Consider the following 23,428-nt stretch of genomic DNA (forward strand, 5'->3'; position numbering starts at 1 on the left):
GTTTTCCTCAATGTGGACAGACTGCCCGCTTCCACGGCGAGGCTCATGTGGGCCCAACAACCCCGAGGCATATTGCGGAAAATGGATCTCCGCAAGCCGTCGTCAGGCCGACACCTTCGCCTTCAGGCTTGCGGCAGCCATCGCATAACCGCCGGCGGCGCCGTCGATGAAATGAACATGATCGCGCTGCAGCGGCGAGGCGACGAGGCACGTCATCAACGCCGATTGCTGGCGGTGCAGGCCATAGGTGCAAATGCCCGCCTCTTCGGCCTGCTGCAGCCGGTGCTCGATCCGCTGCAACAAATCCGCATCTACATCGATGGTCATCTTCAAGCCGTCATCGAACTTCCGGAAATCCGAATTGCTGGCCACGTCGCGTTTGTAGATCTTCGGATCGAACCTCCCGATCGTCCAGCCATATCGATCGGTCACAGCCGCAAGCGACAACAGGAACACTATCCACAGCTTCGACAACCACCGCCTTCCCGCCGGCGCGACGGCCCGGGCCTCGAGATCGAGGCCGGCGCGCGAAAAACCGTAGGCCGGCCCGTTCACCGGCACCGGATGGCCATCACGTTCCTGTCGACCGACAAGGGCGATGATGTCGGAAGCCAGAACCTGAAAACCGCGCACATCGCGCGAGGCGCCCGGAACGGCTATGATCGAGACGATTTCGCCATGCCGGGCTTCGATCGGGCTCCAGCGGCAGGAGAGACCAGTCAGATCCGGCCGCGCGTTGGCCGGCGCAGGATCGATCAGGTAGCGCCCCGCTTTCATCTCGGCTTCCGCCCAACTGCCGCCGCCGCCGGCAAACATGGCATAGAACACCGCTTCGGAGGCCCGGAACCTCGCTACCCGAACGTCGAGGCCTTGCGCTCTTATATCCGCTATCGGCACGATTGCGGCACGCAAGGTCAGGGCCAACTCGTCCGCCACCCATCGCTGGACGGCCGCCAGGGCGTTGCGCGTGATCTCCAGCGCCGAACTCGGAAACGCCACGAGCGCGCCGTCGCCGCCGAAGACAAAGGGAAGATCTTGCCGACCCAGCGCATTGAGCAGCGCCGAAATGACGCTGGCGCCGGCCATATTCACGGTTTTATAGCGCCCTGCCTCGATCGCCTTGGTCGAGCCGACGATGTCGGCGGTGGCCAGCGCCCAGCCATCGGGAAGCGGCCGATAGTTGTCGATGTCGGCAACGCTTTCGAACTTCGCGAACACCGGCAAGGAAGCGACGAACGGGTCGGACGCTGCGGCTGTTTCCATGAGCATGCAATAGCACATTCCACTGCTTGAAGGTGAAACTCGATCATGCTTCGAAATTGACTTGCGCAGGCTTTCGAATGATAGGCTCCGGCGATGCGAATTGCCTTCTACGCGCCGCTGAAGTCGCCCAATCATGCCGTTGCCTCTGGCGACCGTCAGATGGCACGGATGTTGATCAAGGCGCTTGAGCATGGAGGGCATCGCGTCGATCTGGCATCCGAATTGCGCTTCTATCTACGCGAACCGGAGTCGAAAAGTTTCGATGCGCTCAAGGTCGAAGCCCGAGAGGAAGTCGCGCGGCTGACAGAGCTTTGGCAGCGTGACGGCAAGCCCGACCTCTGGTTCTCCTATCATCTCTATTACAAGGCGCCCGACCTGATCGGGCCCGAGCTGGCGTCGGCCTTTGCCATCCCCTATGTGACCGCGGAAGCCTCCTATTCGAAGCGGCGCAACGTCGGTTTTTGGGCCGATATGCAAGCCTTGGTGGCGCGAGCCGTCGAACAGGCGGCGCTGAACATCTGCTTCACGCAAAGGGATTGTCGGGGACTGACAGACGCTCTTCCAGACGCCGTTTTCGGCATGCTTTCGCCCTTCATCGACACATCGGTATTCCGGGAACTGTCGGCGCGTGGTTGTCCGACGCGTCTCGTTACCGTCGCCATGATGCGACCGGGCGACAAGGTCGATAGCTATCGCATGCTCGCGCACGCCCTCGCTCCGATCGGCCACCTGCCCTGGACCATGTCGGTCGTCGGGGACGGGCCTGCCCGTGACGAGGTCAAAGCGCAATTCGCCGGCCTGCCCGCCGACCGGATCGAATGGCTTGGCGAGATCGAGCCAGCCGCCGTGCCGGATGTCCTCTACAGTGGAGGGATTTACGTCTGGCCGGGTTGCGGCGAAGCTTATGGCGTTGCCTATCTTGAAGCACAAGCTGCCGGCCTTCCGGTGGTGGCGCAGGACATCGCCGGCGTGCCGGAGGTCGTGCGGGATGGCCAGACCGGATTTCTCACCCCGCCGGGCGATGTGGCGGCGTTCACGTCTGCCATTGAAAGGCTTCTGGTCCGTGACGACGAAAGAACCGCCATGGCCGGCAACGCCAGACGTTTCATCCTCGAAGAACGCTCTCTCGGTACTGCAGCGGCGCGTCTTTCCGAACTTCTTGCGAAGATCGCGGTTGCATGACAGTCGATCAGATCTGGCAGCCCTTGGTGGAAGAACTGGCGTGCTGGCGACGGGCGGACCGCAAGGCGGAGTTCTGGTTGCGCGACGACGACGCTGTGGATCCGACGGCTGCGCTTGATCGGCTGGTGGAACTCACCCGTGCATTCGAGGTGCCGCTCACTCTGGCCGTCATTCCGGCGCTGACCGACGAGAGGCTTGTCGTCCGGCTTGACGAGGCGCCGCATGCCTCGGTCGCCATCCATGGCTGGGCGCACCGAAACTATGCGCCGCAGGACCAGAAAAAGCAGGAACTCGGCGCCCATCGGCCACGCCAGGCGGTGCTCGATGAGATGGCCCGCGGGCTGTCGCGCCTAACCGGGTTGCACGGCGCGCGTGCCGTTCCGATGCTGGTGCCACCCTGGAACAGAATCGACGCCGGCTTGGTATCGGAGCTTGGATCGGTAGGATTTGCGGCATTGTCGGTCTTTGGGCCGCCGAAGCTGGCCCCAGTGCCGGTCATCAACAGCAATGTCGACATCGTCGATTGGCATGGCACGCGCGGCTGTCGCGATCATGGGTCCTTGGTTCAGGCCATCATTGCGCAATTGCGGCATGCATTCGACGGTGGCGAACCGGTCGGCCTGCTCACGCACCATCTCGTACACGATGAATCGGCCTGGCTTTTTCTCGAACGGCTGTTCACAGTCGCCGCACAGACTGAAGCCTGCGCATGGCTTCCGATCAGGACATTGATCGGGCGTAGCGGCGGTAGAGCAATTCCAGGAAAAGTGTGAGCGATTTTCCTCCGGAATTGCATCAAAACAATAAGATAGAGCAAAATAGCTCAGCGCTTTTTGTGCAATGAGACTGGAAATTTGAGCGTCTGGCCGTCCCGCGCGGCAAAAGCGCCGGCAAACCTGGCTTTGGCCAGTTTCTCGATCTCGTCCAATTGGTCGTCGGTGCGTGTCGGATCGTGGTGGAACAGCCCAAGCCCTCGGGCACCGGCTGCCTCACAGAGTTTGACGCCCTGCTGCCATGTCGAGTGCCCGTTGCCACGGCGGTCTTCCATTTCGTCCTCGGTGTAGGTGCAATCGTAGATGACGAGGTCGGCGTCTTCGATCAGGTCGAGCACCGCCTGATCGAGCTTACCCGGCTCGTGCTCAGTGTCTGTGATCACCGCCACGACGCGGCCGCCCCATTCGACGCGGTAGCCTATGCAGCCTCCGGGATGGTTGAGACTGCCGGTCCGGACGACCACTCCTTCGCGCGGCCTTAGAACGTCTCCGGATACGAAATCGCGGCAGTCGATGCTTGCCTTGCAGATGTCGAGCTTGGCCGGAAACCACGGCGGCCGCATGAATTCATCGACCATCTGACGGGTCGTCATGCGTCCTGCAAGATGGCCGGACCAAAGCCTGACCTTGACGCTCCGGTCATAGATCGGTTTGAAGGCCGGCAGCCCGATGATGTGATCGTAATGGCAATGGGTGAAAAACAGCTCGAAATCGGTCACGCCCGAGGCCCGAAACGCTCTGCCGGCAAGCCCTAGGCCAGAGCCGGCGTCGAACAGAAGCATATGCTTGCCGCATCGCATCTCAATGCAGCTCGTGTTGCCGCCATAACGAGAGAATTCTGGTCCCGATACCGAAATGCTGCCCCGCACGCCCCAAAACCTGACCAGGAAATCCATGCTGCTCCTTCGCCCGTCGTGGCCAACAACTGCTGCTAGGCGTTTCGTGCGTCGATCAGGTCCGCGGTCGTATGGCTTAGACGATCGGCAAGAACCCGCAATATCTCGATGGTCATCTCCGGGAACTCCTTCATAAGCCTCAGGAAATGATCCTTGCTGATTTTCAAGGCTTCCAGCGGACTTGCCGCTCTGACGGTGGCAGTGCGGGAGCTGTTGCACAAGATGGCGATCTCGCCAACGATCGAATTTGGCGCCAGTTCGGCAACTTTTATCGGCCCGCTGTCGGAATCGACCAGAACATCCGCACTGCCTGAAAGGATGACATAGGCGGCGTCTCCCTCGTCGCCCTGCCGGAAAAGGATCTGGCCGGCGCTGTAGCTCACACGATCGGATGTGAACGCAAGCAGCTTGAGCTTTGTCGGTTCGATGCCGGAGAACAAGGGAACGCGTTGCAGCATTCCAACTTCATCCTTGAGCAGCATTGTCGCAAACCTTCTCAAAATTCGCGTTTGCCAGGCGCCGTATCCCGAGGCCTTGCAGCCAATTCCCACCGACAGAACGATCCCATCTCAATGCCCGTTGATCTAAGACAGCAGTTCCTTGAAGATACCCTTCCCTGCCAAAAGTGTCTCGAGCGTTCCGTCTTCCACCAATTTACCCGAGTCGAAGACGATAACGCGATCGAACATCATCCCCATTGCCGGATTCGTCACGACCCACACAATTGCCGGCGAATGGCCGTCGCACCTGGCTTCGTCGAGCACGTTTCGCAGCACCTTGTCCTGCGCACGCTGGTCGAGCGCCGACAGCGGCCGGTTGAGAATGAGAAAATCGGGACGCTTGAGCAGGGCCCGGGCAACATCGAGCTTCTGCCGCTGTCCAGCGGTCAGCCGCCTGCCGCCGGCGCCGACGTTGAAGTCCAGGCCAACATCCAGAAGTTCGGCATAAAGCCCCAATTCGTCGAGAATGTCATAGACGATGGAGCGGATGCGATCCGGCGCGTCGGGATGGTTGTTGCCCACACGCCCGAACAGGACATTATCCATGACGCTGGCCGCGGCAATGTATTTGGCAGGATCATAGCGTTCGATCGCATTTTGCAGCTCGGACGGCAGGGTTTCATAGAACCGGTTGCGTGCAGCGACGATCTTGCTCATCAGATCCTCGCTCAGCAGGCCGAAGCGGTGCCGGGGCTCGATATAGGCAAAGCTCAGTGTAACGATCATGGCGCGATCGTTCTCCGAAACTGCCTCGTAGGGACGGTTCTTGAGCCGTTGTAACAAGGTTTCGTAGGCGGGTATCTCTTCGGCGCCCATGAAGGCGAGCTGCTGGAAGAACTGGTGATCGGGCGGCAGGTCGGCAAACAGCTCGATCGCCTGTTCGGCGATCTCCATGCCCATCTCGAAAAGCGTGCGGTCGAGGCCGGCTTGCCTCAGCACAGACGCAAAATAGGGATTGGCCGCTAGCGCCTTGTCGGCCAGTTCGGGGCCGGCGGCGGCGCCGAAGAGCAGGTTTTGGCCGATCGATGCTTCCTTGTTGTAGGCGCCTGGTTCGAAAGGAACCACCAGTCCGCTCAGCCCTTCCTGTTCCAGCCGGGTTCGCAGCGCCGCACGCAGTTCGACGATGCGCCTGGCGAGTTCCGTGTGACGCGTCAGGTCAGCCGAGGAGCGCAAGCCAAGATCCAGAATGTCGCGCGACAGAAGCACTGCGTCGAGCACCCGGCGCACCGCCTCAAAGAGGTCGTGCGGGCCGGTGGCGCCGGCGGATGCATAGTCGATCCAGTCGCTCCGGATGTCGAGGTCCGAATTGCCCGACCGCCGCGCCTCGTGAACGTTCCAGCGCTGCTGGTCTGCCGCAGCACCCTCATAAGGGACCGATGTCAGCGGCGCATGCTTCAACCCATAGAGCAGGTTATCACGGAGGCTTGCATGGAACAGGAAAACATCCGACGAGGCGTAGGACATGCGCCGGCCGGTCACCGCTTCGGGAAGTTCAAGCAGGTCGTCGGCGCCCGAAGCGATCTTCCCGCTGTCCGGCCAGTTCAGCCTCGCGAAGGCTTCCGCAAGCGCCTCCGCTCCACCTGTTGCGGTGCTGACCAGCGCCACCGTCTCACCCGGCTTGACCTGGAGCGAGATCCGGTCGAGGAGCATTCCACCGCCATCGTCCGCTATGGACAGATTGATCGCCGACAGCGGGTTGGTCATCGGACCGGGAGCATCGATCGTCAACGCCCCAATTCTTGGCGCAATGAGACCCTCGACGGTGAATTGCTCAACGACCTGCTGGTATTTGACCTGGACATCCTGGCGAGCCTGATCCCAGTCGATCAGTTCCTTCATCGGTCCGGGCAGGTCCTTGTAGGCGCTGATCACGGCCACCAGTTGGCCGACGTCCAGCCGCCCCCGAATGACCAGGTAGCCACCGATCATGTAGAACAGAAAGGGCGTGAGCTGCGCCAGGAAATTGTTGAGGAACTTCACCATGAATTTCCATTGGTAAAGATCGAAGCGGATCTTGAAAATGAGGCCGAGCCGGGCAGCTATGTCGGCGCGCTCGTAGTTTGATGTGTCGTGGACGTGAACCGCGCCGATGCCGTCGACGATTTCGCCGACCCGGCCCGAGAGCGCGCGCGCCGTCAACTGCCGTTCGCGCCCGAGCACGATCAGCCGCCGCCGCATGCGCGGGATGAGGACGATCTGGATCACCACGATCACGACCGCAATCGTTCCGAGCCAGAAGTTTTGCACCATGATGAACAGCATGGCCGTCAGCGCCTGACCGCCGAGCAGCACCGGCTGCAGGAAGGCATCGCCGATGAAGCCCCCCAGCGGCTCCACCTCGTCCTTCACCATGGTCGCCACTTCGGCGGATTTCACGCGTTTGAAGTAAATCGGCGGAAACCGCAGCACGCGATCGATCAGATCGAATCGGATACGCCGCAGCATACGCTCGCCAAGTCGGCCTTTGTATGTGTTGATGTAGAGTTTGAACAGGCCGTTGATGATGACTAGCAAAAGGAAAACAATACTCAGCGCAAACAGCGTCTCCGTGCGGTCGAGCTGAAAGCCGGAGAAGAACTGCACCTCACCAATGAATGGCAGGTCATAGTGCAGCCTCATGAACGGCTGGGTCGCACCGGGTTCTCCGAAACCCTTACCTTGGATGGGGCCATTGACGATCAGCTTCGGCAGATCGAAGGATATGAAATACGGGATCATCGAAAGCACGACGATCATCAATATCCAGACCTGCTGCTTCTTGGTGTGCGTCCAGATATAGCGGGCTAAACTGGGTTCCATCCGACCGTGGACCGTTCAATTGCAAGGCTGCAGGACATAGAAGCACCTGCTGGCTAATGGCGCATCGGCAATTTCTTCGTCGCCAACGACATGCTTCGAGCCACAGTGCACCGTGATTGTCCTGCGCTCAACGATGAAAGGACGCTGCGAGGCGGCGCGATCCAGTTCAGGCGCATGGTCGATGACCGCAACACGGGCATTGTTGATTAGCGAAGAAAGCAGCTGGCCAAACGATTGACGGCTGCCGTGGCGTTTTGGCGAACGGCCGCCACAGCTGCGCTGCTGATGCTGGCGCATGAACGCCGATGGTCCGGACTGATGCGACAGCCCCTCTCCGGCACGGGGCAATGGCGAAGCGGCGTGCAGCATGATCAACGTCCGCGAACCAACCAGCCTTGCCGGGGCAAGATTGCGTTGTGTCGCCCGAAATCCCAACCTACAAGACGAGTATGATGGATGTCACGCAACCACGCAATGCGGGCATGGACGGGCACGAACAGGCCTTGGACCTCACGCGGGGAATTGCCGCCTATGTCAACCACCCTCTCGTGGCAGGGCTGGCGCGCGTCATCGCCAGGCATCCGCAGGCCGATATCGCCAACGCCTTCAACCACAAGCAGGTCGCCTGCAAGATGTGGGCACTCGACAAGCTGTTCGATAGCTGCGGCGGCCGGTTCGGGCGCATATGGGTTCTGGGTGGATGGTACGGCGTATTGCCGGCAATGCTTTTCAACGATGCTCGCTTCGACATCGGAGCGATTGATAGCATCGACATCGATCCTGAAGTCGCGCCGGTCGCCCGGACCCTCAACCGGGATGCCGTTGACCGGTTCCGCGCGCTGACGGCAGATATGTACGCCGTTGACTATGTGGCCGCGCAGCCCGACCTGGTGGTCAATACGAGCTGCGAACACATAGTCGATCTGCGCGCCTGGCTTGCCCTGCTTCCGCGGGGCACGAATGTATTGCTGCAATCCAACGATTATTTCAGCGAGCCGACGCACGTCAACTGCGTGGCTTCACTGGCAGCCTTCGAAGCAATGGCGCCGCTACGGGAGGTGCGGTTCGCGGGCGAACTGCCGACCAAAAATTATACGCGTTTCATGCTGATTGGAACTGTTTAACGCATTTCGCTCTAAAGAAGCGTGACGGCTGTCGAATAACGACGTCGCGCGAATCTCACCGGGGCGACGCGCGTTAGCTAGAGTTCCGTTTTCAGGGACCATGTTCGATGTCGCTCGCGCAGGATTTGGGCCGAGCGACGCGCGCCTTCCAGATCGAGACGATGCGCGGACGGCCTCGGTCCAGCAAGCGCCTGTTCGATCGCTCGCGCCAAACCTTCAGGCGTTAGGTCCTTTTCCGTCAGCACCGTTGCAAGACCGAGTTCTTCGAGCATCAGGGCGCGAACCGTCTGTTCGGTTTCCGCGCCCGCTGCAAATGGAACGAGTAGGGAGCGACAACCCGCGCGAAGCACGTCGCAGACCGTGTTGTAACCCGCCTGCGAGACCGAGAGGCGGGCGCCGGTCAGCAGGCTGGCGAAATCCTCGCGGAACCGGAAGACGGACAGGCCCGGCGTGGCATCGCGTGCGATCGCGTCGAAATCGCCTTTCGGCAGGTTGGGACCGGTGATCAAACACCATTTCCAAGCGCTGTTGGCATTCCGCGCCGCTGCAACAGTGGCACTAACGAGGCTCTTTCCGGCAGCCCCGCCGCCAACCGACACCAGAACATCGAAGCGCTCGGAGACCGCGGGCGGTGGCGGCGCGGCAACGAGCCCAGTGTAGGCGACCTTGGCCCTGATCGCCCCGACCAGTGGAAAGGTCTTGTCGATGGTCGCGAAAGCCGGATCGCCGTGGACCATGACAAGGTCGAAATGCCTGTTGATGAGATCGACCGTTTCCTCGTTTCGGCCCGGCTTGACGCGCTCCTGAAGGATATCACGGACGGACGTCGCCAGCAGCGGTCTGGGTGATGTCGCGTCGATGGCCTCGATCAGCGGCAGGAGTTCGAAACGCATCTGCCGGCGTCCAAATGGAAACGCCTCGACAATGACGATATCGGGCCCGCAATCCCGATAGGCCTGCAACAGCATCTCCGAACGCCATCTCCTGAAAGCATCGTCGATGGGTTTGCCCTGCAGGTCGACAAGTCCGGAAAATCCCTCATCGCCGGAGGTGACGGGTGGCAGAGATACAGATTTGACGCCCGATCCTGGAAACCCCGCGATCGGCGCGCCGCCCGTCACCACGGTTACGTCAAACCCGTCATCGACCAGAGCCGCCGCAATGCGGCTGGCGCGCGCAAGATGGCCGATACCGAGGAGGTGCTGGACATAGAAGAAGGCGCGCAGTCGCTTCATTCGGCGGTCCGCCACTCCCGCTCGAAGAGTTCCTTGAGCTGCCCAATGCTTGTCATATGATCGAAATTGGCGCGCACGCGCCACTCTGCAGCGTCACCGAGGCGGGCGCGCAGCACGGGATCACGGATAAGGCGCTCCAGCGCCTGTGCCAGGGCAATTGGATTTTCTGTCGGGACCAGCAGCCCGGTTTCATCCGGAGATAAAAGCTCCGGCACGCCGGAAATATCGGTCGACACGCAGGCGAGCCGCTGGCTGGCCGCCTCAACCAGAACGTTCGGCAGACCGTCCCGGTCGCCATTTGCGGTGATCCTGCAGGCCAGGGCGAAGATGTCGGCGCGGCGGTAGTGCTCAAGCACCTCCTCCTGAGCAAGCGCGCCTCTCCAAGAGACGCGACCATCCAGGCCGAGCTTTTGCGCCAGCGCCTTGAGCCGTTCCAGTTCGTCGCCACCGCCGATATGCTCGAAACGCCACGCCAAATCACCAGGCAGGAGGGCAAGCGCCTCCAGCAAGGTATCGTAACCTTTCTTTTCAACGGCGCGCCCGACACTCAGAACGATAACCGGTTCGTCCGGTGCCGAGCCGTCATGCGGTTTGCGCGCCCCGCGGAAGCTGCCGAAGCGATCAAGGTCGAGCCCATGATAGCTCAGATGTAAACACGAGTTGCCGTTTGCGAGTTTTTTCAGACGGTCGAAGCCGGTTTTCGTGCAGGTGACCGTCCAGCGGGCCGAGGAAAGCTTGCCAGCCAGATCCCAGTCAGCCGAAGTCCAGATGTCCTTTGCATGGGCCGAGCAGCTCCACGGCAGACCGCGAAGCTGGCTGGCATAGCGTGTCACCGATGCCGGTGTGTGCGCGAAATGCGCATGCAGCCAGCCCGCATCTTCCGGCCATTCGGCCGCCAACACGAGCGCTTGCCCGAAGCGGCGCACGCGATTGCGCGTAAAGTCGCGGGGGATGTCGGCAGCCAGCGATCCGAACGCGCGCCAGAAGCCTGGCCGCAGCAGACAAGCAAACAGCGAGCGAACCACGCGCAGCGGTTCTTCATGCAGGTATTCCGGCAGATAATGGACGGGCGCTTTGATCTCGTTATGCACCGGATGGCGTTTTGCGTCGGTTGGCCGCCTCAGCGCAACGAGTATCAGGTCGAACCCCGCTCGCTCCAACCCGAGCAGTTCCTGCGCGATGAAGGTTTCCGACAGCCGCGGATAACCCTTCAGAACCATGACGATCTTGCGATGTTGCACTCAGTTGATGCCTTCAATGACCGAAAGATGATGGCCGGCCTGCCTGTCGAGCAGTTCCGCGACGATCGCGGAAATATGAGGCAGCCCTTCCAGCCTCAGATGCGGATTGCTCTGCGATGGGCGGGGCCGATCCGGCAGCACCTTCAGTGTATCGGCAAACCGCTGGGAATCCTCGGCTTCTTCCGGCGAAAGCATCTTGATGAGACCGAGTTCGGCTGCTCGCCGTGCGCGGATCAGTTGCTCCTCGCGCGGCTTGATGCGCGGCACGATCAGCGCCGGCTTGTCGAAGGACAGTATCTCGCAATAGGTGTTGTAACCGCCCATCGCCACTACCGCCTTGGCGCCGGCAATCAGCTCTTCCATGCGGTTGTCGAATTCGATGATCTTGATATACGGGATTTTGGACCCCTTCTTAAGAAACTTGTTGCGCTTGCGCGCCGGCATGTAGGGCCCAAGCACGATCAACGCCCTATGCTGCAATTGCGGATCCTGCTGATAGGCATCGATAACGTTGTGGATCAGATCGGCGCCGTCGCCGCCGCCACCGGTCGTAACGAGGATATAGTCGCCCTCGGGGCGGTGGCCGGGCAACTCGTTCTTCTGCAGGCTCCGTTGCAGGAAACCGACGAACTTCATCTTTGCCCTGATAGCCGGCGGCACATCCAGGCCGGTCAACGGATCGTAAAAATCCGGCGGACCGTAGGCCCAGACCTTGTCGTAGAACAGGCCTATCTTGCGCATCACATCCCTGCGTTCCCACTCTGCTTCCAGCAGATGCGGCGCATCCATCACCTCGCGCAGGCCAAGCACCAGCGTAGTGCCTCGCGTCTTGAGGTAGGACAGCGTGTCCTCGATCTCACCGCGCAGCCCGAGCGGTTCCTTGTCGACGATGAAGATATCCGGCCGAAACGTCTCGGCTGTGTGGCGAATGATCGACTGGCGCATTCTTAGCGTCTCATGCAGATCGATATCCTTTTCCAGCGAGGTGTATTCGCCGTTGCGCAACTTGATGACGCTCGGGATCTTCACGAAGTCGACGCGGGCGCGGTAGTCGAAGGCGCCGGCGATAGGCGCGCCCGAAATGATAAGCACCTGAAGTCCGTGGAAATCCTCGACCAGGGAATGCGCGATCGTGCGGCAGCGCTGCAAGTGGCCGAGCCCGAACGTGTCGTGGCTGTACATGAGAATTCGAGCATCTTGTACGTGCTGGGTCATTGTCGAACCTCTTTAGAATTCTCGCCTGAGGACCGCGGGCCCCCGCAGGATTCGAACCCATGTCTCGCAGGTCTATCGACCTGTTTTGAACATGAGGGAGCAATTTTTTCAAATTATATTACCCAAGAGGGTTCATATGCTGAGCAGCGTCTGGTCAGCTGCTATGCACATTGGATGCGATGCCCAGCCTATTTGCCTTGTCGGCCTCGTGCGCTGCAGATAGATCACGGCGGATACATGCACTTGTATCGAGACGGGTCGCGGGCTGGCCGATTGCTTGCTTTCAGAAAAGCGGCCAGGGCGATGGCGCTCCTCCCTCGTGGCCGACGCGGCTAAACTGCCCAAGAATGGGCTGAAGATCTTCAAAGAGAGCGCGCCGACACAAACCATGATCGATGCCCCAGATGCGGGCGCTCTCGCGCAGCCCACGCAGAACATCGCCTTGTCCCTCAGCCAGACGAATTCAGTAACAGCATTGGCGTTATCCCACCTCCGACCCGATGAGCGAGGGGGCAACCCGCGCGGCCCACCCAAGCGCAGGACCTAACGTCGACGATTGTGCCTTCGAGCGTCGCCCAAGTGAAAGAGCCATATCCTACTCAAATTGAGGTATGACTCCGCGGGGACAGCCTTTCAAGCATGTGCTAATAAAGTCGTTTCGGGGAGGATGCCATGCCGTCCTTGAGGTGGGCTGCAGTTGTCGCGCTTGCCGCGAATCTCATCAATGCGACACCGACCATAGCCGCCGAAGCAGTGGGCCGGGCAGTCGTGATCAAGACTGCCGTTACCGGCGCAACCGGACCACTGGTGGTCAGCGCACCCGTTCATCGGGACGAACGAATCAGGACATCCAATACCGGGCTTGGCCAATTCGTGTTCCGGGATGGCACCAAGCTGGCGGTGGGGTGGGGTTCTTCCGTCGTCCTCGACAAATACGTCTTCAACGATGATAATTCGGTGAAGAAGCTCACCATCCGCGCTGCCAAGGGAACGTTTCGCTGGATAAGCGGGAACTCGCCTTCGTCCGCCTACCAGATGGTGACGCCCGCAGGCACAATAGGCGTGCGGGGAACAGCATTCGATGTCCACATCGCGCCCAACGGCAAAACCGCCGTCGTGCTGCTGAAGGGGTCGGCCCGATTCTGCAGCGGCGGCGGATGCAGGGAACTGAAGCGGCGCTGCGATTGCGTGGTCGCGACGCCGTCAGGCGCGATGTCCGACGTTATCAAGGTCAATCGATCTGTGCTCACCACACTCGGCACCTCGCGGGCATTGCCGTTTCTGACCGGCAATCAGCAGCTCTCGGGAGGCTTTGACCCAATCGGCGGAAATTGCGGGCTTACGGCTGCCATTCAGCAGGAGCATACGGCGCGGCCGGAGCGGCGCAACTCACCGGCACCACCCAGTCCGGGCACCCCCGATCCGCCGAGCCCGCCGCGGGGCGACAAAGATGACGGCAACAACGGCCATGGAAATGATCCGGGCAAGCACGATCCCAGCAATCCCGGAAAATCCAAGGGTCCTGGCAAAAAGTAGCGGCAGGGGTGGCCGGCAGTGGCAAGAGCAGCGGATAGCCGCTCTTTTTCTCGGCGCGTCCGTATCCGACTTCGCCAACCGGTCTGGGCCAACTCGCCCCTACGTCGGGGTGGACGAAATTGTTGCCCTTTGAACACCACCGAGTCGAGCGGTCGACCGCCCTACATCAATGAAGGTCAGGAACCGGAGCCGAATTGTTGCTCCGCATAGCCGGCATTCGCTTCCATCGCCGCTCCCGCCCGCTTGCCAACAAAATCATCCGCTCTGCGCGAGATCCGGCCATAGAATTCCTGCAACCCTGTCGGCAGGCCCGCAGCCTTGACTTTGGCCGCCGCGATCATCTTTCGGGTGCCTGGCAAGCGCGATTGCAACGCCTCCACGAGCTTGCCGTGGAGAAGCCGCAATTCGGCAAAATCCGGCGACGACCCAACGTTTTCATCGCCTACGACGGCATTGATTCTGGTCCTCGTGCTCTTTCCCTTGAGTTCCAGCGATCCCGCGTCGAGCAAGGCCCAGCCTTGCAGCGATCTTACTGTGTCGTCGGACGCGAGGATATCGAAACTCACCGTCTTGCACGTTGTCTCGATACGCGCTGCGATGTTCACCGCGTCGCCAACGGCCGAATAGTTGAAACGCGACTCCGCGCCCATATTTCCGACACAGGCGACGCCGGTATGGATTCCGATACCGATGCGAACCGTCTGCCCGGCCCCGAATCCGAATGCATCGCTTTCGTTGAGGCGGGCAATCGTCTCGCGCATCGCCAATGCCGCGCGAGCGGCTTTGCGGGGATGATCGGTGACGTCGACCGGGGCATTCCAAAAGGCCATGATCGAATCGCCGATGAACTTGTCGAGCGTGCCTTCATTGGCGGTGACATGACGGCTGAGCGCGTCGAGAAGCGTGTTCAAAAACCGCACGACGGCGGTGGGCGGCAGTCTTTCGCTGATCTCCGTGAAGTTTCGCACATCGACAAACATCACGGTCAGTTCTCGGTCGTCGCCGCCAAGACGAAGCGCGTCGCGCGTGTGCTCGATCCGGTAGAGAAGCGATGGCGACAAATACTGACCGAAGGCCCGCCGGATCGCGCGCCGCTCTCGATCAGTCACCAGGAAGCGGAAAGAGGTTGTCGCGAAATGCGTGATCGTGCCCATGAGGATCGGCGCAAACGGGTCGAACAGCAGTCCCGCAAGCGAAAAGGCAAACCATGATGCGACGAGCGCCAGTCCCGTGATCGCAAGGCCGCAGGCGAGCGCAATCGCGGGGCTTACGAAAATCGTCAGAATCACCAGGAGGCTGCCGAGCATCGCGATCGACGCGATTTCCAGCCCGTTTGCCCAATCAGGCCGAGACAGATAGTGGCCGGACAGCACCTGTTCAACGATCTGCGCGTGGATCGAGACGCCCGGCACGTTCTCACCGAGCGCGGTGACACGAATGTCCTGCAGCCCGGCGGCCGAAGTGCCGACAAACACGATGCTGCCTTCGATCGCGGCCCTCGTTTCGGACGAGACGCCGCCGGGTGCAAGCACGTCCTTCGCCGAAACATAACGCTCGGCCCTGTCGGGACTGACATAGAGCCAGAGTTCGCCGGCCGAGGTCACCGGAATAACGAAGTCGCCGATCTTGACGGAGGTCATTATGCCCTGCCGATCCGGCGCGCCGGCAATGAGGTAGGTGGAGGCCCCCTGCGCTACTCTTATGGCTTCGAGGGCAAGATCCGGATAAAGCTGCTCGCCATCAGTCAGAAAGAGTGGGGCTGTCCTCACCACAGCGGTCGATCTGCCGGGATTGAGGCTGATGTGTCCGATGCCGGCTGAATTGGCCTCAAGCTGCGGCCGCAGCGGCGTGGCTGCCTTGATAGGCGGAGGAGCAGCGATCGGGCTCTCGCCCATAAAGGCAATGCCAGCCTTGATTTGCGGCCGATAGTTCCCTTCGTTGGAGATGCCGTAGCCCAGGATAACTGGCTTGCCGGCGATCGACCCGGCGAAGATCTCGTCATTGTCGGGCAGGCGGTCGAGCAGGGCCGGATCGATGCCCGGCACGTCGCGGAGGACAGTGCGAGGCGACAGACGGTCGGGCTCGGCGAAAAGAATGTCGAATGCGATGGCTGCCGCACCAAGCTCCGTCAGCTTTTCGACCAGGGCCGCCATGCGATCCCTGGGCCACGGCCACTGCCCGAACTGCTGCAATGAGGCCTCGTCGATGTCCACCACGCGGACGGGCATCGACTCGAAGCGGCGAGGTGCCAGCCTCTGATACTGGTCGAACGTCGCTTCGCGGGCGAGTCTCAACGGCTGCGGGTCGCTCGCCCGGACAATGGTAAGCGCTGCGACCAGCGACAGACCCAGGATGACGCCGGCCAACTGGGCGCGTGTCATGACATCTGCACCAGTAACTGTGCCGCGTATCCTGCCTGCATGGCCCCGCTCCGGGAGGCAGCTTTCGAGCCTCGAAGCTAGGCTGCATTGTTCCCGGCAAATGTGCAATCGCCAACCTTACGCCCAACGGAGCAGCGCGGGCCGTGCGCTGGCGATTTGCGTAGCGACGAAGTTCTCAATCGGCTCCAGCGCTAGACAGTCGAGGAGCAAGAGCGCTAGCGGAGGCCGCCGGCCATTTTCTCGCTCTCCGGCAAGTTTCGCAACCACAGCATAGCGGCCGCCCCAAGAAGCGGACCCGGCACCAGCAGCAGGAAGGCCCAGCGCCAGCCACCGATGAAGTCGGCGAAGCGCGGCGTCAGCCAGATGGCGAGCACCGTCAGCGCAAAGCCGGCGCCAAGCTGCACCGACAGCGCCGTGCCGACGAAGCGGCGATCGCCGAGTTCGGTCACTGCGGCTGAGAATTGCGCCGAATCGCCGATCACCGAAATACCCCAGACGACGGCGACCAGCATGAAGAGCCAAAGCGGCCCGGCAAACAGGAAGCCCATCAGCAGCGCACAGCTTCCCGAGACGATCATCATGCCGGCGGTGGTCGCGGTTCTGCCGATGCGGTCCGACAGATAGCCGCCCAACAGGCAGCCAATGATGCCGGAGGCGACGACGAAGAAGGTCGAAAGCGAGGCGGCAGCGGCCGATCCGATCGCCTGCGCCTCGAATGCCGAGCGCGTATAGGCAAGCAGCCACGCCCACATGGCGTAGAGTTCCCACATATGGCCGAGATAGCCGAGATTGGCCAGGAGCAGCGGCCGCTCGCGAAACACCTGCCCGATGCGCGATGGCTCGAACACCGCCTTGCCGAAAGGATAGGGCCCCTCCCTTGCGAACAAGAGAAACAGGAGCGCGCCGACCGTCGTTGCTAGACTGGCGGCCGCGACCACCGGCCGCCAGTCGAGCGCGGTCAGGACAGCGCGAAAAAGATGCGGCAGCGCCGAGCCGATGGTGAGCGCGCCTATGACTGCGCCGAGCGCCAGCCCCCGGTCGCGCGTGAACCAGGTGGCGACGAGCTTCAGCGCCGGCGGATAGACGCCGGCAAGTGCTGCGCCGGTGACAATACGCGCGGCGATCACGCCGCCCGGCCCGAGATGAAACAGCAGGCTCGCATTGGCGAGCGCGGCGACAAAAGCGGCGGCCGCCATCAGCCGGCTGAGCCGCACCAAATCGGGAAGGTTGACCAGGCTCGCCCCCAGCGCACCGATCACGAAGCCGACCTGAACGCCGTTGGTCAGCCAGGCCTCCCCGCCGGCGCCGAGCGCAAGCTCCTGCCTCAGTTCGGGCAGGATGGCGGTCGCCGAAAACCAGGTGGTCAGCGACAGAACGACCGCCAGGCAAAGCAGCGACAGCACGCGCCAGCGGCCGCTGTCGGCGGCCATGCCAAGCGGGCTGCCGCTCACCGCGCTCATGCGCCTTGCAGCGGGACGGTCAACACGGTCGCCGCGCCGGTGGGACAAAGCTCCCCTGGCCGTTGCGTAGGCTGGTCTCGATCTTGCAGATCGGCTTGTCGGGGCGCAACTTCTTGACCTCCACGCGTCCGATGATCGCCTACTCAACGCCGACCGCCTTGACGAACTTCCATGCGATTTCGAGAAAGACGGTCCCGGGCCCGGGCAAATCCTCCGCGACCAGGGCATTGAGAATACCAGAACTGACGCCGCCGTGGAGGATCGGCTTGCCGAACACCGATTCTCGGCCAGCGCGGTCATTATGCAGCGAATTGCGCTCGCCGGTAATGTGGGTGGAGAGTTTCGATTCTATGCCAGCCCGAACCGTTCGACGGCCCGCATGATGCCGCGCAGTTCGGCGAGGCCCTTCAGCCTGCCGATCAGCGAATAACCGGGATTGATCCTGGTCTTGCCGATGTCGTCGGCGAGCAGATGTCCGTGATCGGGTCGCATCGGAATGCGCCAGTCGGCGCGGCCTTCCTTTCGACGGCGCGCTTCCTCCTGCATCAGGGCGAGGATGACATGCGCCATGTCGGTGCCGCCCTCGAGATGCTCGGCCTCATAGAAGGAGCCGTCATCCTCGATGGTGACGTTGCGCAGATGGACGAAATGGATGCGGCCCGCGAACTCCTTGACCATGGCGACGATGTCGTTGTCGGCGCGCGTGCCGTAGGAGCCGGTGCAGAATGTCAGCCCGTTTGCCGGGCTGTCCACGGCATTGAGGATGAATCGCGCATCGTCAGCTGTCGAAACGATGCGCGGCAGGCCGTAGAGCGAGAAGGGCGGATCGTCGGGATGGATGCACATGCGCACCCCTTCCTGTTCGGCGACCGGAATAATCTCGCGCAGGAACCAGGCGAGATTGTCGCGCAATTCCCTTGGCCCAATCGAATCGTACTCGGCCAAGGCCTCGCGAAAAGTGTCCCGGTTGTAGCTGCGCTCGGTGGCGGGCAGTCCGGCGATAAGGTTACGCTCGATCCGGTCGATTTTCTCGTCGCTGAGCTCTTTCAATCGCACTTCCGCTTCGGCGATGCGCGCGGCGCTGTAGCCGGCCTCGGCATTCCGTCGCTTCAGCACGAACAGGTCGTAGGCCGCGAAATCGATCGCGTCGAAACGCAATGCATAACCCGTCGTCGGAAGGCGATACGCCAGATCGGTGCGGGTCCAGTCGACCACAGGCATGAAATTGTAGCAGATCGTCGCGATGCCGGCCTTCGCCAGCGCTCGGATCGTATCCTTGTAAAAGCCGACATAGCGCAGCCGTTCCGGCGAGCCGATCTTGATCGAGTTGTGGACGGGGATGCTCTCGACGACCGACCAGGTCAGCCCCGCCGCCTCGATGATCCGCTTGCGCTCCAGGATGTTTTCTAGCGGCCAGGCGCGCCCGTCATAGATGTCGTGCAGCGCCGAGACGACGCCCGTCGCCCCGGCCTGCTTGACGTGATCCAGCGTCACCGGATCGTCCGGGCCATACCAACGCCAGCACTGCTCCATTTGCTGCCTTCCTTTGAGAGAGAGCGGAAACTTATTGTTGGACCAGGATGAGAGTCAATCGACAATTTCGGCTTTCTCGAACGCCTGACGGCCGACAGGTAGCGCGGTAAACTGATCGAAACGGCGTCCAACTCGATTGTTTTCCCGGAATCTTGGGATATCCTGGTCCAACAATTTGGGAGATTCGTCATTGGAAAATTCTCATGCCGCGCGCGAGAGCGGCGCCCGCCGCCACGCCGGCGGCAGCTCGGCGGTCGATGCCGCGGCCGGGCGGATCCTCGATCTCATCCGCTCGCGGCAGCTGAATGTCGGCGACGTGCTGCCGACAGAGCGCGAGCTCAGCGAGATCACCGGCGCCAGTCGCAACACCGTGCGCGAGGCTTTGCGCGCTATCCGGACCTACGGGCTGATCGAACCGAAACCCCGCGTCGGGGCTGTGCTCGCGGACGGGCATAGCATCGCCATCCAGAATTTCTTTGCCGCGCATATGGATGTCTCGCGCTCCTCCTTCGCCGACATTCAGGGCTTCAGGCGCATCATCGAAGTCGGCATCGGCGACCACATCGTGCTCAACGCCACCAACGAGCAGATCGAAGCGCTCGACGCGGTCAACGCGCGGATCGTCGAGAGCCGCTCGATCCAGGAGGCCGCCGAGAATGATTTCGATTTCCACATGGCGTTGATCGGGCTGGCGGACAACCGCATGCTGTCGGACATGTATTCCTTCCTTTCCCCGGTGATCCTGCGGATCATGACCATCGGCAAGGAGATGCGCCCGGTCCTGGCCGACACCCGCGCCGCGCATGGCGAGATCGTCGCCGCCCTGCGCGCGCGCGACAGAGTGGCCTACGCCTACCTGATGAGCCGCCATCTGGATTTCGCCCTGCGATTCCTGCCGGAAGAGCCGGGTTCCGACACGTGACTGAAGGAGTTCCCGCAATGAAGGATTTTGTTGGCAAGGTCGCCCTGGTGACGGGGACGACGGGAATCGGTCTGGCAACCGCCAGGCGCCTCGCCGCAGGGGGTGCTGCGATCATCGCCTGCGGCATCGACCGCTCGGCCAATGCGGCAATGAGAGCGGAGCTGGAAAGTTCCGAAGCCGGCGCGCTGGTCGTCGACACCGACGTCTCCGTGGCGGACCAGGTCCGCGATGCCGTCGCTGCCGGGGTCGCACGGTTCTGCGGCCTCGACGTGATCGTCAATTCGGCGGCCGTCCATCCCTACGGAACCGCGACCACGACCGACTGGGAAACATGGAACAAGGCCATGACGGTCAATGTCGGCTCGATCTACCTGACGGCGCATTACGGCATCCCCGAAATGATCCGCCGCGGTGGCGGCGCCATCGTCAATGTCGCCTCGGTGCAGGGTTTCGCCTGTCAGCAGAACGTCGCCGCCTATGCCACGACCAAGGGCGCAATCCATACGCTGACGCGTTCGCTGGCGCTGGATTACGCGGCGGCTGGCATCCGGGTCAATTCGGTCAGCCCAGGCTCGATCCGCACACCGATCCTGGAGAAGGCCGCGCGTGGCGAAACCGGCAGCGATGCCGATGTCGAGGAAGCGTACAGGCGCTTCGGTGCGGCGCATCCGCTTGGCCGCATCGGCGAACCAGAAGAAGTGGCCGAACTCATCGCCTTTCTGTGCTCCTCCAGAGCGAGCTTCTGCACCGGCGCGGATTACAAGATAGACGGCGGCCTGACCGCCGGCATCGGTGTGAAATAGAGGCATGAAGATCGGTCTTGGCCTTTGCCGGAGTAGCTGACGCCGGACGATTTCCGCTTTGCCCGTCAGGCGGCGCCATGAATGTCGCTCCCCGCCTCACAACTGATTTTCGTGGCCCCGACGATCACCCAGGATAGATCAGGAGCTCGTTGGCATTGCAATGTGGTCGCACCAGTGGCGATCGCATCGCATTCGTGTTGAAAACGCAGGTTCAAAATCACCCAAAAGCAAGTGAAGTCGAGGTCAAAAGGTTTAAACTGATTTATATTTCGATTCAAATTGTCCATATTAACTAACTATTAACATGTCGCTTAACTTTTTGATTTTTTTACGTATGGTGCCATGAAGGAGGTAGTTCGAACTACCGGAGAATGGGGCGACTTCTCCTATGCGAAAAGTTTTAGAAACTTCAAAAAGAGATTTTGAACAACACAGCGTTACGACCGGCGGATCGGATCCGCTCCACTCCAGCCAACATCTGAACCATGAGACCTCTCGTTTTCCGCGGCTGCAGCACCAGACTTCGACCGGACGTCCAAGCGTGACCGCCGTGGCAGCGCTGGAAGCAGCCCCTTCCCGGCAGGACCTGCCTGCATTGCCGACGGTGCAGCTTGGCGGGCTGCCTGTCACCGTGATCGATCGGCAGGGCGCCGCCCGCCTGATGCTCGCGGCGGCGCGGCAGCACCGCCATGGCAGCCGTCCCTACTACTTCACCTCCGCCAACGGCGACGTCATCGCCCAGGTTCGCGCGAAATCTGAGATCGCCGCCCTCTTCCGCGAAGCCGACCAGATCTTCGCCGACGGCCAGCCGCTTGTTCTCGCCTCGCGCCTATTGTGCCGCACGCGGTTGCCGGAACGGGTGGCCACCACCGATCTGTTCCACGATGTGGCGAAGCTCGCCGAGAACGAGGCCGCGACCTTCTATCTGCTTGGATCGACTGAGGCCGGGAACGCCAAGGCCGTGACCGCCATCAAAGCCAGCTATCCGCGCCTGCGCATCGTCGGCCATAGCCATGGCTACCTCACCGGCGAAGCGCTCGAGAAAAAGCTCGAAGAGATCGACGCGCTTGCACCGGACATATTGTGGCTCGGCCTCGGCGTGCCGCGCGAGCAGATCTTTGTCCGCGATTTTGGCTCGCGGCTCTCGAATGTCGGTGTGATCAAGACTTCCGGAGGGCTGTTCGACCATATTGCCGGCAAGGTCCGGCGCGCGCCCCTCTGGGTCCAGAAGGCGGGTTTCGAATGGCTGTGGCGCATGTTGATGGAGCCGCGCCGGCTGTTCTGGCGCTACTTCACCACCAATCCGCGTGCCCTTTATGCCCTGTTGAGGTATTCCCAATGACAGCCGAACATTCGCTTCGTCCGCTGCCGGAGGGAACCGACACGGAGATCGCTGTCGTCGGCGGCGGGCTCTCCGGGACACTTGCCGCGACTCTCCTCGGCCGGTCGGGCTACCGTGTCACATTGATCGACCGCCACCCCGTTTTTCCGCGCGAGTTCCGTGTCGAGAAGATCGCCGGCGACCAAATCGACAAGCTGCGCCGGATCGGCCTCCTCGACAGTCTTTCCACGGCGGCCGCGGCATTCGACGAGATCGTCAACGTGCGCAAGGGGCGAGTACTCGACCGCACGCGAGCCCGCCACTACGGCATTTTTTACGACGACCTCGTCGCGGCGATGCGGGCCGAACTGCCCAAGGCCGTACGCTTCGTCGCCGGCAGGGTGAGCGCTGTGGAGGCCGGCCCAGAGCGGCAGCGTGTGTCGATCATCGGGCAGCCGGATGTGACGGCTCGCCTGCTTGTGCTCGCCACCGGCATGGGCGACATCCTGCGGCGCGACGTCGGCATCGAGCGCCGGTTCGTCCACCAGCGCCAATCGCTGACTTTCGGTTTCAATGTCCGGCCGGCGGGAGCAAGCGCGTTCAAGCATCCGGCGTTGACCTATTACGGCGAACGCGTTTCGGACGGCATCGATTACCTCAACTTCTTCCCGGCCGGCGGCGTTACCCGCGCCAACCTCTTTGTTTTCCGGGAGCATACCGACCCGTGGGTCAAGGCGCTGCGCGACCGCCCGCGCGAAACGCTCATTGAAACGCTTCCGGGACTCCTCAAGACCTTTGGCGATTTCGAGGTCATCGACCGCGTTTCGAGCTGGCTCACCGACATCACCGTCGCCGAAAATTGCAAGCGCGACGGCGTCGTCCTGATCGGAGACGCTTATCAGACATCCTGTCCGGCCGCCGGAACAGGCGTCAGCCGCCTCCTCACCGATGTGGAGCGCCTGTGCATGGTGCACGTGCCGCAGTGGATGGCCTCGCCCGGCATGGCGGCGGCGAAGATCGCCACCTTCTATGATGATCCCACGAAGCAGGCGATGGATGAACGGGGGCTCGAGTTGGCGAATTTCCGCCGCAGCTTGACCATCGACACGGACCTGCGCTGGCGCGCGCGCCGGCAGGTTCATTTCAGCCGTCGCCGCATCCTGCACGAGATCGACAAGTTCAGCCCGAGCTTTGCCGCGCGGCTGCGCGGTCTCAAGCGGCCGCAAGTGGAAGCCGTGACCTGA

The 23,428-nt window shown here is 61.8% G+C and carries 20 protein-coding genes; 8 read left to right on the plus strand and 12 right to left on the minus strand.

Translation table 11 applies throughout. The features are described 5' to 3' along the window. Positions 1-102 precede the first annotated feature (102 nt). Entirely contained in the window at positions 103-1,281 is a 1,179-nt protein-coding gene (locus EOD29_RS04565; protein WP_127215850.1) for a DUF3095 domain-containing protein, read from the minus strand. 75 nt (positions 1,282-1,356) lie between these two features. Here EOD29_RS04565 and EOD29_RS04570 point away from each other — a divergent pair, with 75 nt between their 5' ends. Together EOD29_RS04570 and EOD29_RS04575 are read left to right on the plus strand one after the other, a co-directional pair. Beyond that, the gene (locus tag EOD29_RS04570) at positions 1,357-2,445 is read left to right on the plus strand and encodes a glycosyltransferase family 4 protein (RefSeq protein ID WP_127246023.1); all 1,089 of its coding nucleotides are present in this window, start codon (positions 1,357-1,359) and stop codon (positions 2,443-2,445) included. Next, entirely contained in the window at positions 2,442-3,218 is a 777-nt protein-coding gene (locus EOD29_RS04575) for a polysaccharide deacetylase family protein (protein ID WP_127246024.1), read from the plus strand. The genes EOD29_RS04570 and EOD29_RS04575 overlap by 4 nt, the downstream gene beginning before the upstream one ends. Positions 3,219-3,268: 50 nt before the next feature. Here EOD29_RS04575 and EOD29_RS04580 read toward each other — a convergent pair whose 3' ends face one another. From EOD29_RS04580 to EOD29_RS04595, 4 genes are all read right to left on the minus strand, one after another. Further along, positions 3,269-4,114 (minus strand): MBL fold metallo-hydrolase, encoded by an 846-nt coding sequence (locus EOD29_RS04580; RefSeq protein WP_067326303.1) that lies wholly within the window; start codon positions 4,112-4,114, stop codon positions 3,269-3,271. Between the two features lie 35 nt (positions 4,115-4,149). Continuing rightward, entirely contained in the window at positions 4,150-4,596 is a 447-nt protein-coding gene (locus EOD29_RS04585) for a cyclic nucleotide-binding domain-containing protein (RefSeq protein WP_067326300.1), read from the minus strand. Positions 4,597-4,698: 102 nt separating this feature from the next. Then, positions 4,699-7,413, minus strand: coding sequence for an ABC transporter ATP-binding protein (locus tag EOD29_RS04590; RefSeq protein ID WP_127246025.1), 2,715 nt, complete (start codon positions 7,411-7,413; stop codon positions 4,699-4,701). A gap of 15 nt (positions 7,414-7,428) precedes the next feature. After that, a complete protein-coding gene (locus EOD29_RS04595) occupies positions 7,429-7,782 on the minus strand; it encodes a hypothetical protein (protein WP_095800379.1) in 354 nt (117 codons plus the stop codon). An 83-nt stretch (positions 7,783-7,865) separates the two neighbouring features. Between EOD29_RS04595 and EOD29_RS04600 the strand changes: the two genes are divergently transcribed. Further along, positions 7,866-8,537, plus strand: coding sequence for an SAM-dependent methyltransferase (locus tag EOD29_RS04600; RefSeq protein WP_095800629.1), 672 nt, complete (start codon positions 7,866-7,868; stop codon positions 8,535-8,537). A 77-nt stretch (positions 8,538-8,614) separates the two neighbouring features. On the opposite strand, the gene EOD29_RS04605 is transcribed toward EOD29_RS04600, so the two are convergent. From EOD29_RS04605 to EOD29_RS04615, 3 genes are read right to left on the minus strand one after another with little or no spacing between them, the layout of a single operon-like run. Beyond that, on the minus strand, positions 8,615-9,772 hold the full coding sequence (locus EOD29_RS04605; protein WP_095823334.1) for a glycosyltransferase family protein: 1,158 nt from the start codon (positions 9,770-9,772) through the stop codon (positions 8,615-8,617). Next, on the minus strand, positions 9,769-10,992 hold the full coding sequence (locus EOD29_RS04610; RefSeq protein WP_206520451.1) for a glycosyltransferase family 4 protein: 1,224 nt from the start codon (positions 10,990-10,992) through the stop codon (positions 9,769-9,771). Before EOD29_RS04610 ends, EOD29_RS04605 begins: the two co-directional genes overlap by 4 nt. Positions 10,993-11,013: 21 nt before the next feature. Then, a complete protein-coding gene (locus EOD29_RS04615; protein WP_127216455.1) occupies positions 11,014-12,228 on the minus strand; it encodes a glycosyltransferase family protein in 1,215 nt (404 codons plus the stop codon). 672 nt (positions 12,229-12,900) lie between these two features. Here EOD29_RS04615 and EOD29_RS04620 point away from each other — a divergent pair. Then, positions 12,901-13,764, plus strand: coding sequence for a FecR domain-containing protein (locus tag EOD29_RS04620; RefSeq protein ID WP_127246027.1), 864 nt, complete (start codon positions 12,901-12,903; stop codon positions 13,762-13,764). Positions 13,765-13,940: 176 nt separating this feature from the next. On the opposite strand, the gene EOD29_RS04625 is transcribed toward EOD29_RS04620, so the two are convergent. The 4 genes from EOD29_RS04625 to uxuA form a co-directional block, all read right to left on the minus strand. Beyond that, positions 13,941-16,145 carry an adenylate/guanylate cyclase domain-containing protein gene (locus tag EOD29_RS04625; RefSeq protein WP_127246028.1) on the minus strand — a complete coding sequence of 735 codons (2,205 nt, stop codon included), beginning with the start codon at positions 16,143-16,145 and terminating at the stop codon, positions 13,941-13,943. A 215-nt stretch (positions 16,146-16,360) separates the two neighbouring features. Further along, positions 16,361-17,605, minus strand: a complete 1,245-nt coding sequence (locus EOD29_RS04630) for an MFS transporter (RefSeq protein WP_067326274.1) — start codon at positions 17,603-17,605, stop codon at positions 16,361-16,363. Positions 17,606-17,744: 139 nt separating this feature from the next. Continuing rightward, the gene (locus tag EOD29_RS37015) at positions 17,745-17,882 is read right to left on the minus strand and encodes a MaoC/PaaZ C-terminal domain-containing protein (protein WP_206628220.1); all 138 of its coding nucleotides are present in this window, start codon (positions 17,880-17,882) and stop codon (positions 17,745-17,747) included. Positions 17,883-17,953: 71 nt separating this feature from the next. Beyond that, positions 17,954-19,138: a mannonate dehydratase gene (uxuA, locus tag EOD29_RS04640; RefSeq protein WP_127246029.1), complete on the minus strand. Its 1,185-nt coding sequence runs from the start codon at positions 19,136-19,138 to the stop codon at positions 17,954-17,956. Between the two features lie 190 nt (positions 19,139-19,328). Here uxuA and EOD29_RS04645 point away from each other — a divergent pair, with 190 nt between their 5' ends. From EOD29_RS04645 to EOD29_RS04660, 4 genes are all read left to right on the plus strand, one after another. Then, on the plus strand, positions 19,329-20,060 hold the full coding sequence (locus tag EOD29_RS04645; protein ID WP_066994028.1) for an FCD domain-containing protein: 732 nt from the start codon (positions 19,329-19,331) through the stop codon (positions 20,058-20,060). A 17-nt stretch (positions 20,061-20,077) separates the two neighbouring features. After that, positions 20,078-20,863 carry an SDR family oxidoreductase gene (locus tag EOD29_RS04650; protein ID WP_095823341.1) on the plus strand — a complete coding sequence of 262 codons (786 nt, stop codon included), beginning with the start codon at positions 20,078-20,080 and terminating at the stop codon, positions 20,861-20,863. Positions 20,864-21,524: 661 nt separating this feature from the next. Further along, a complete protein-coding gene (locus tag EOD29_RS04655; RefSeq protein WP_245307597.1) occupies positions 21,525-22,205 on the plus strand; it encodes a WecB/TagA/CpsF family glycosyltransferase in 681 nt (226 codons plus the stop codon). Continuing rightward, on the plus strand, positions 22,202-23,428 hold the full coding sequence (locus EOD29_RS04660; protein WP_127246030.1) for an NAD(P)/FAD-dependent oxidoreductase: 1,227 nt from the start codon (positions 22,202-22,204) through the stop codon (positions 23,426-23,428). Before EOD29_RS04655 ends, EOD29_RS04660 begins: the two co-directional genes overlap by 4 nt.

This window comes from Mesorhizobium sp. M1A.T.Ca.IN.004.03.1.1 (genome assembly GCF_003997555.1).
Taxonomy (GTDB): Bacteria; Pseudomonadota; Alphaproteobacteria; order Rhizobiales; family Rhizobiaceae; genus Mesorhizobium.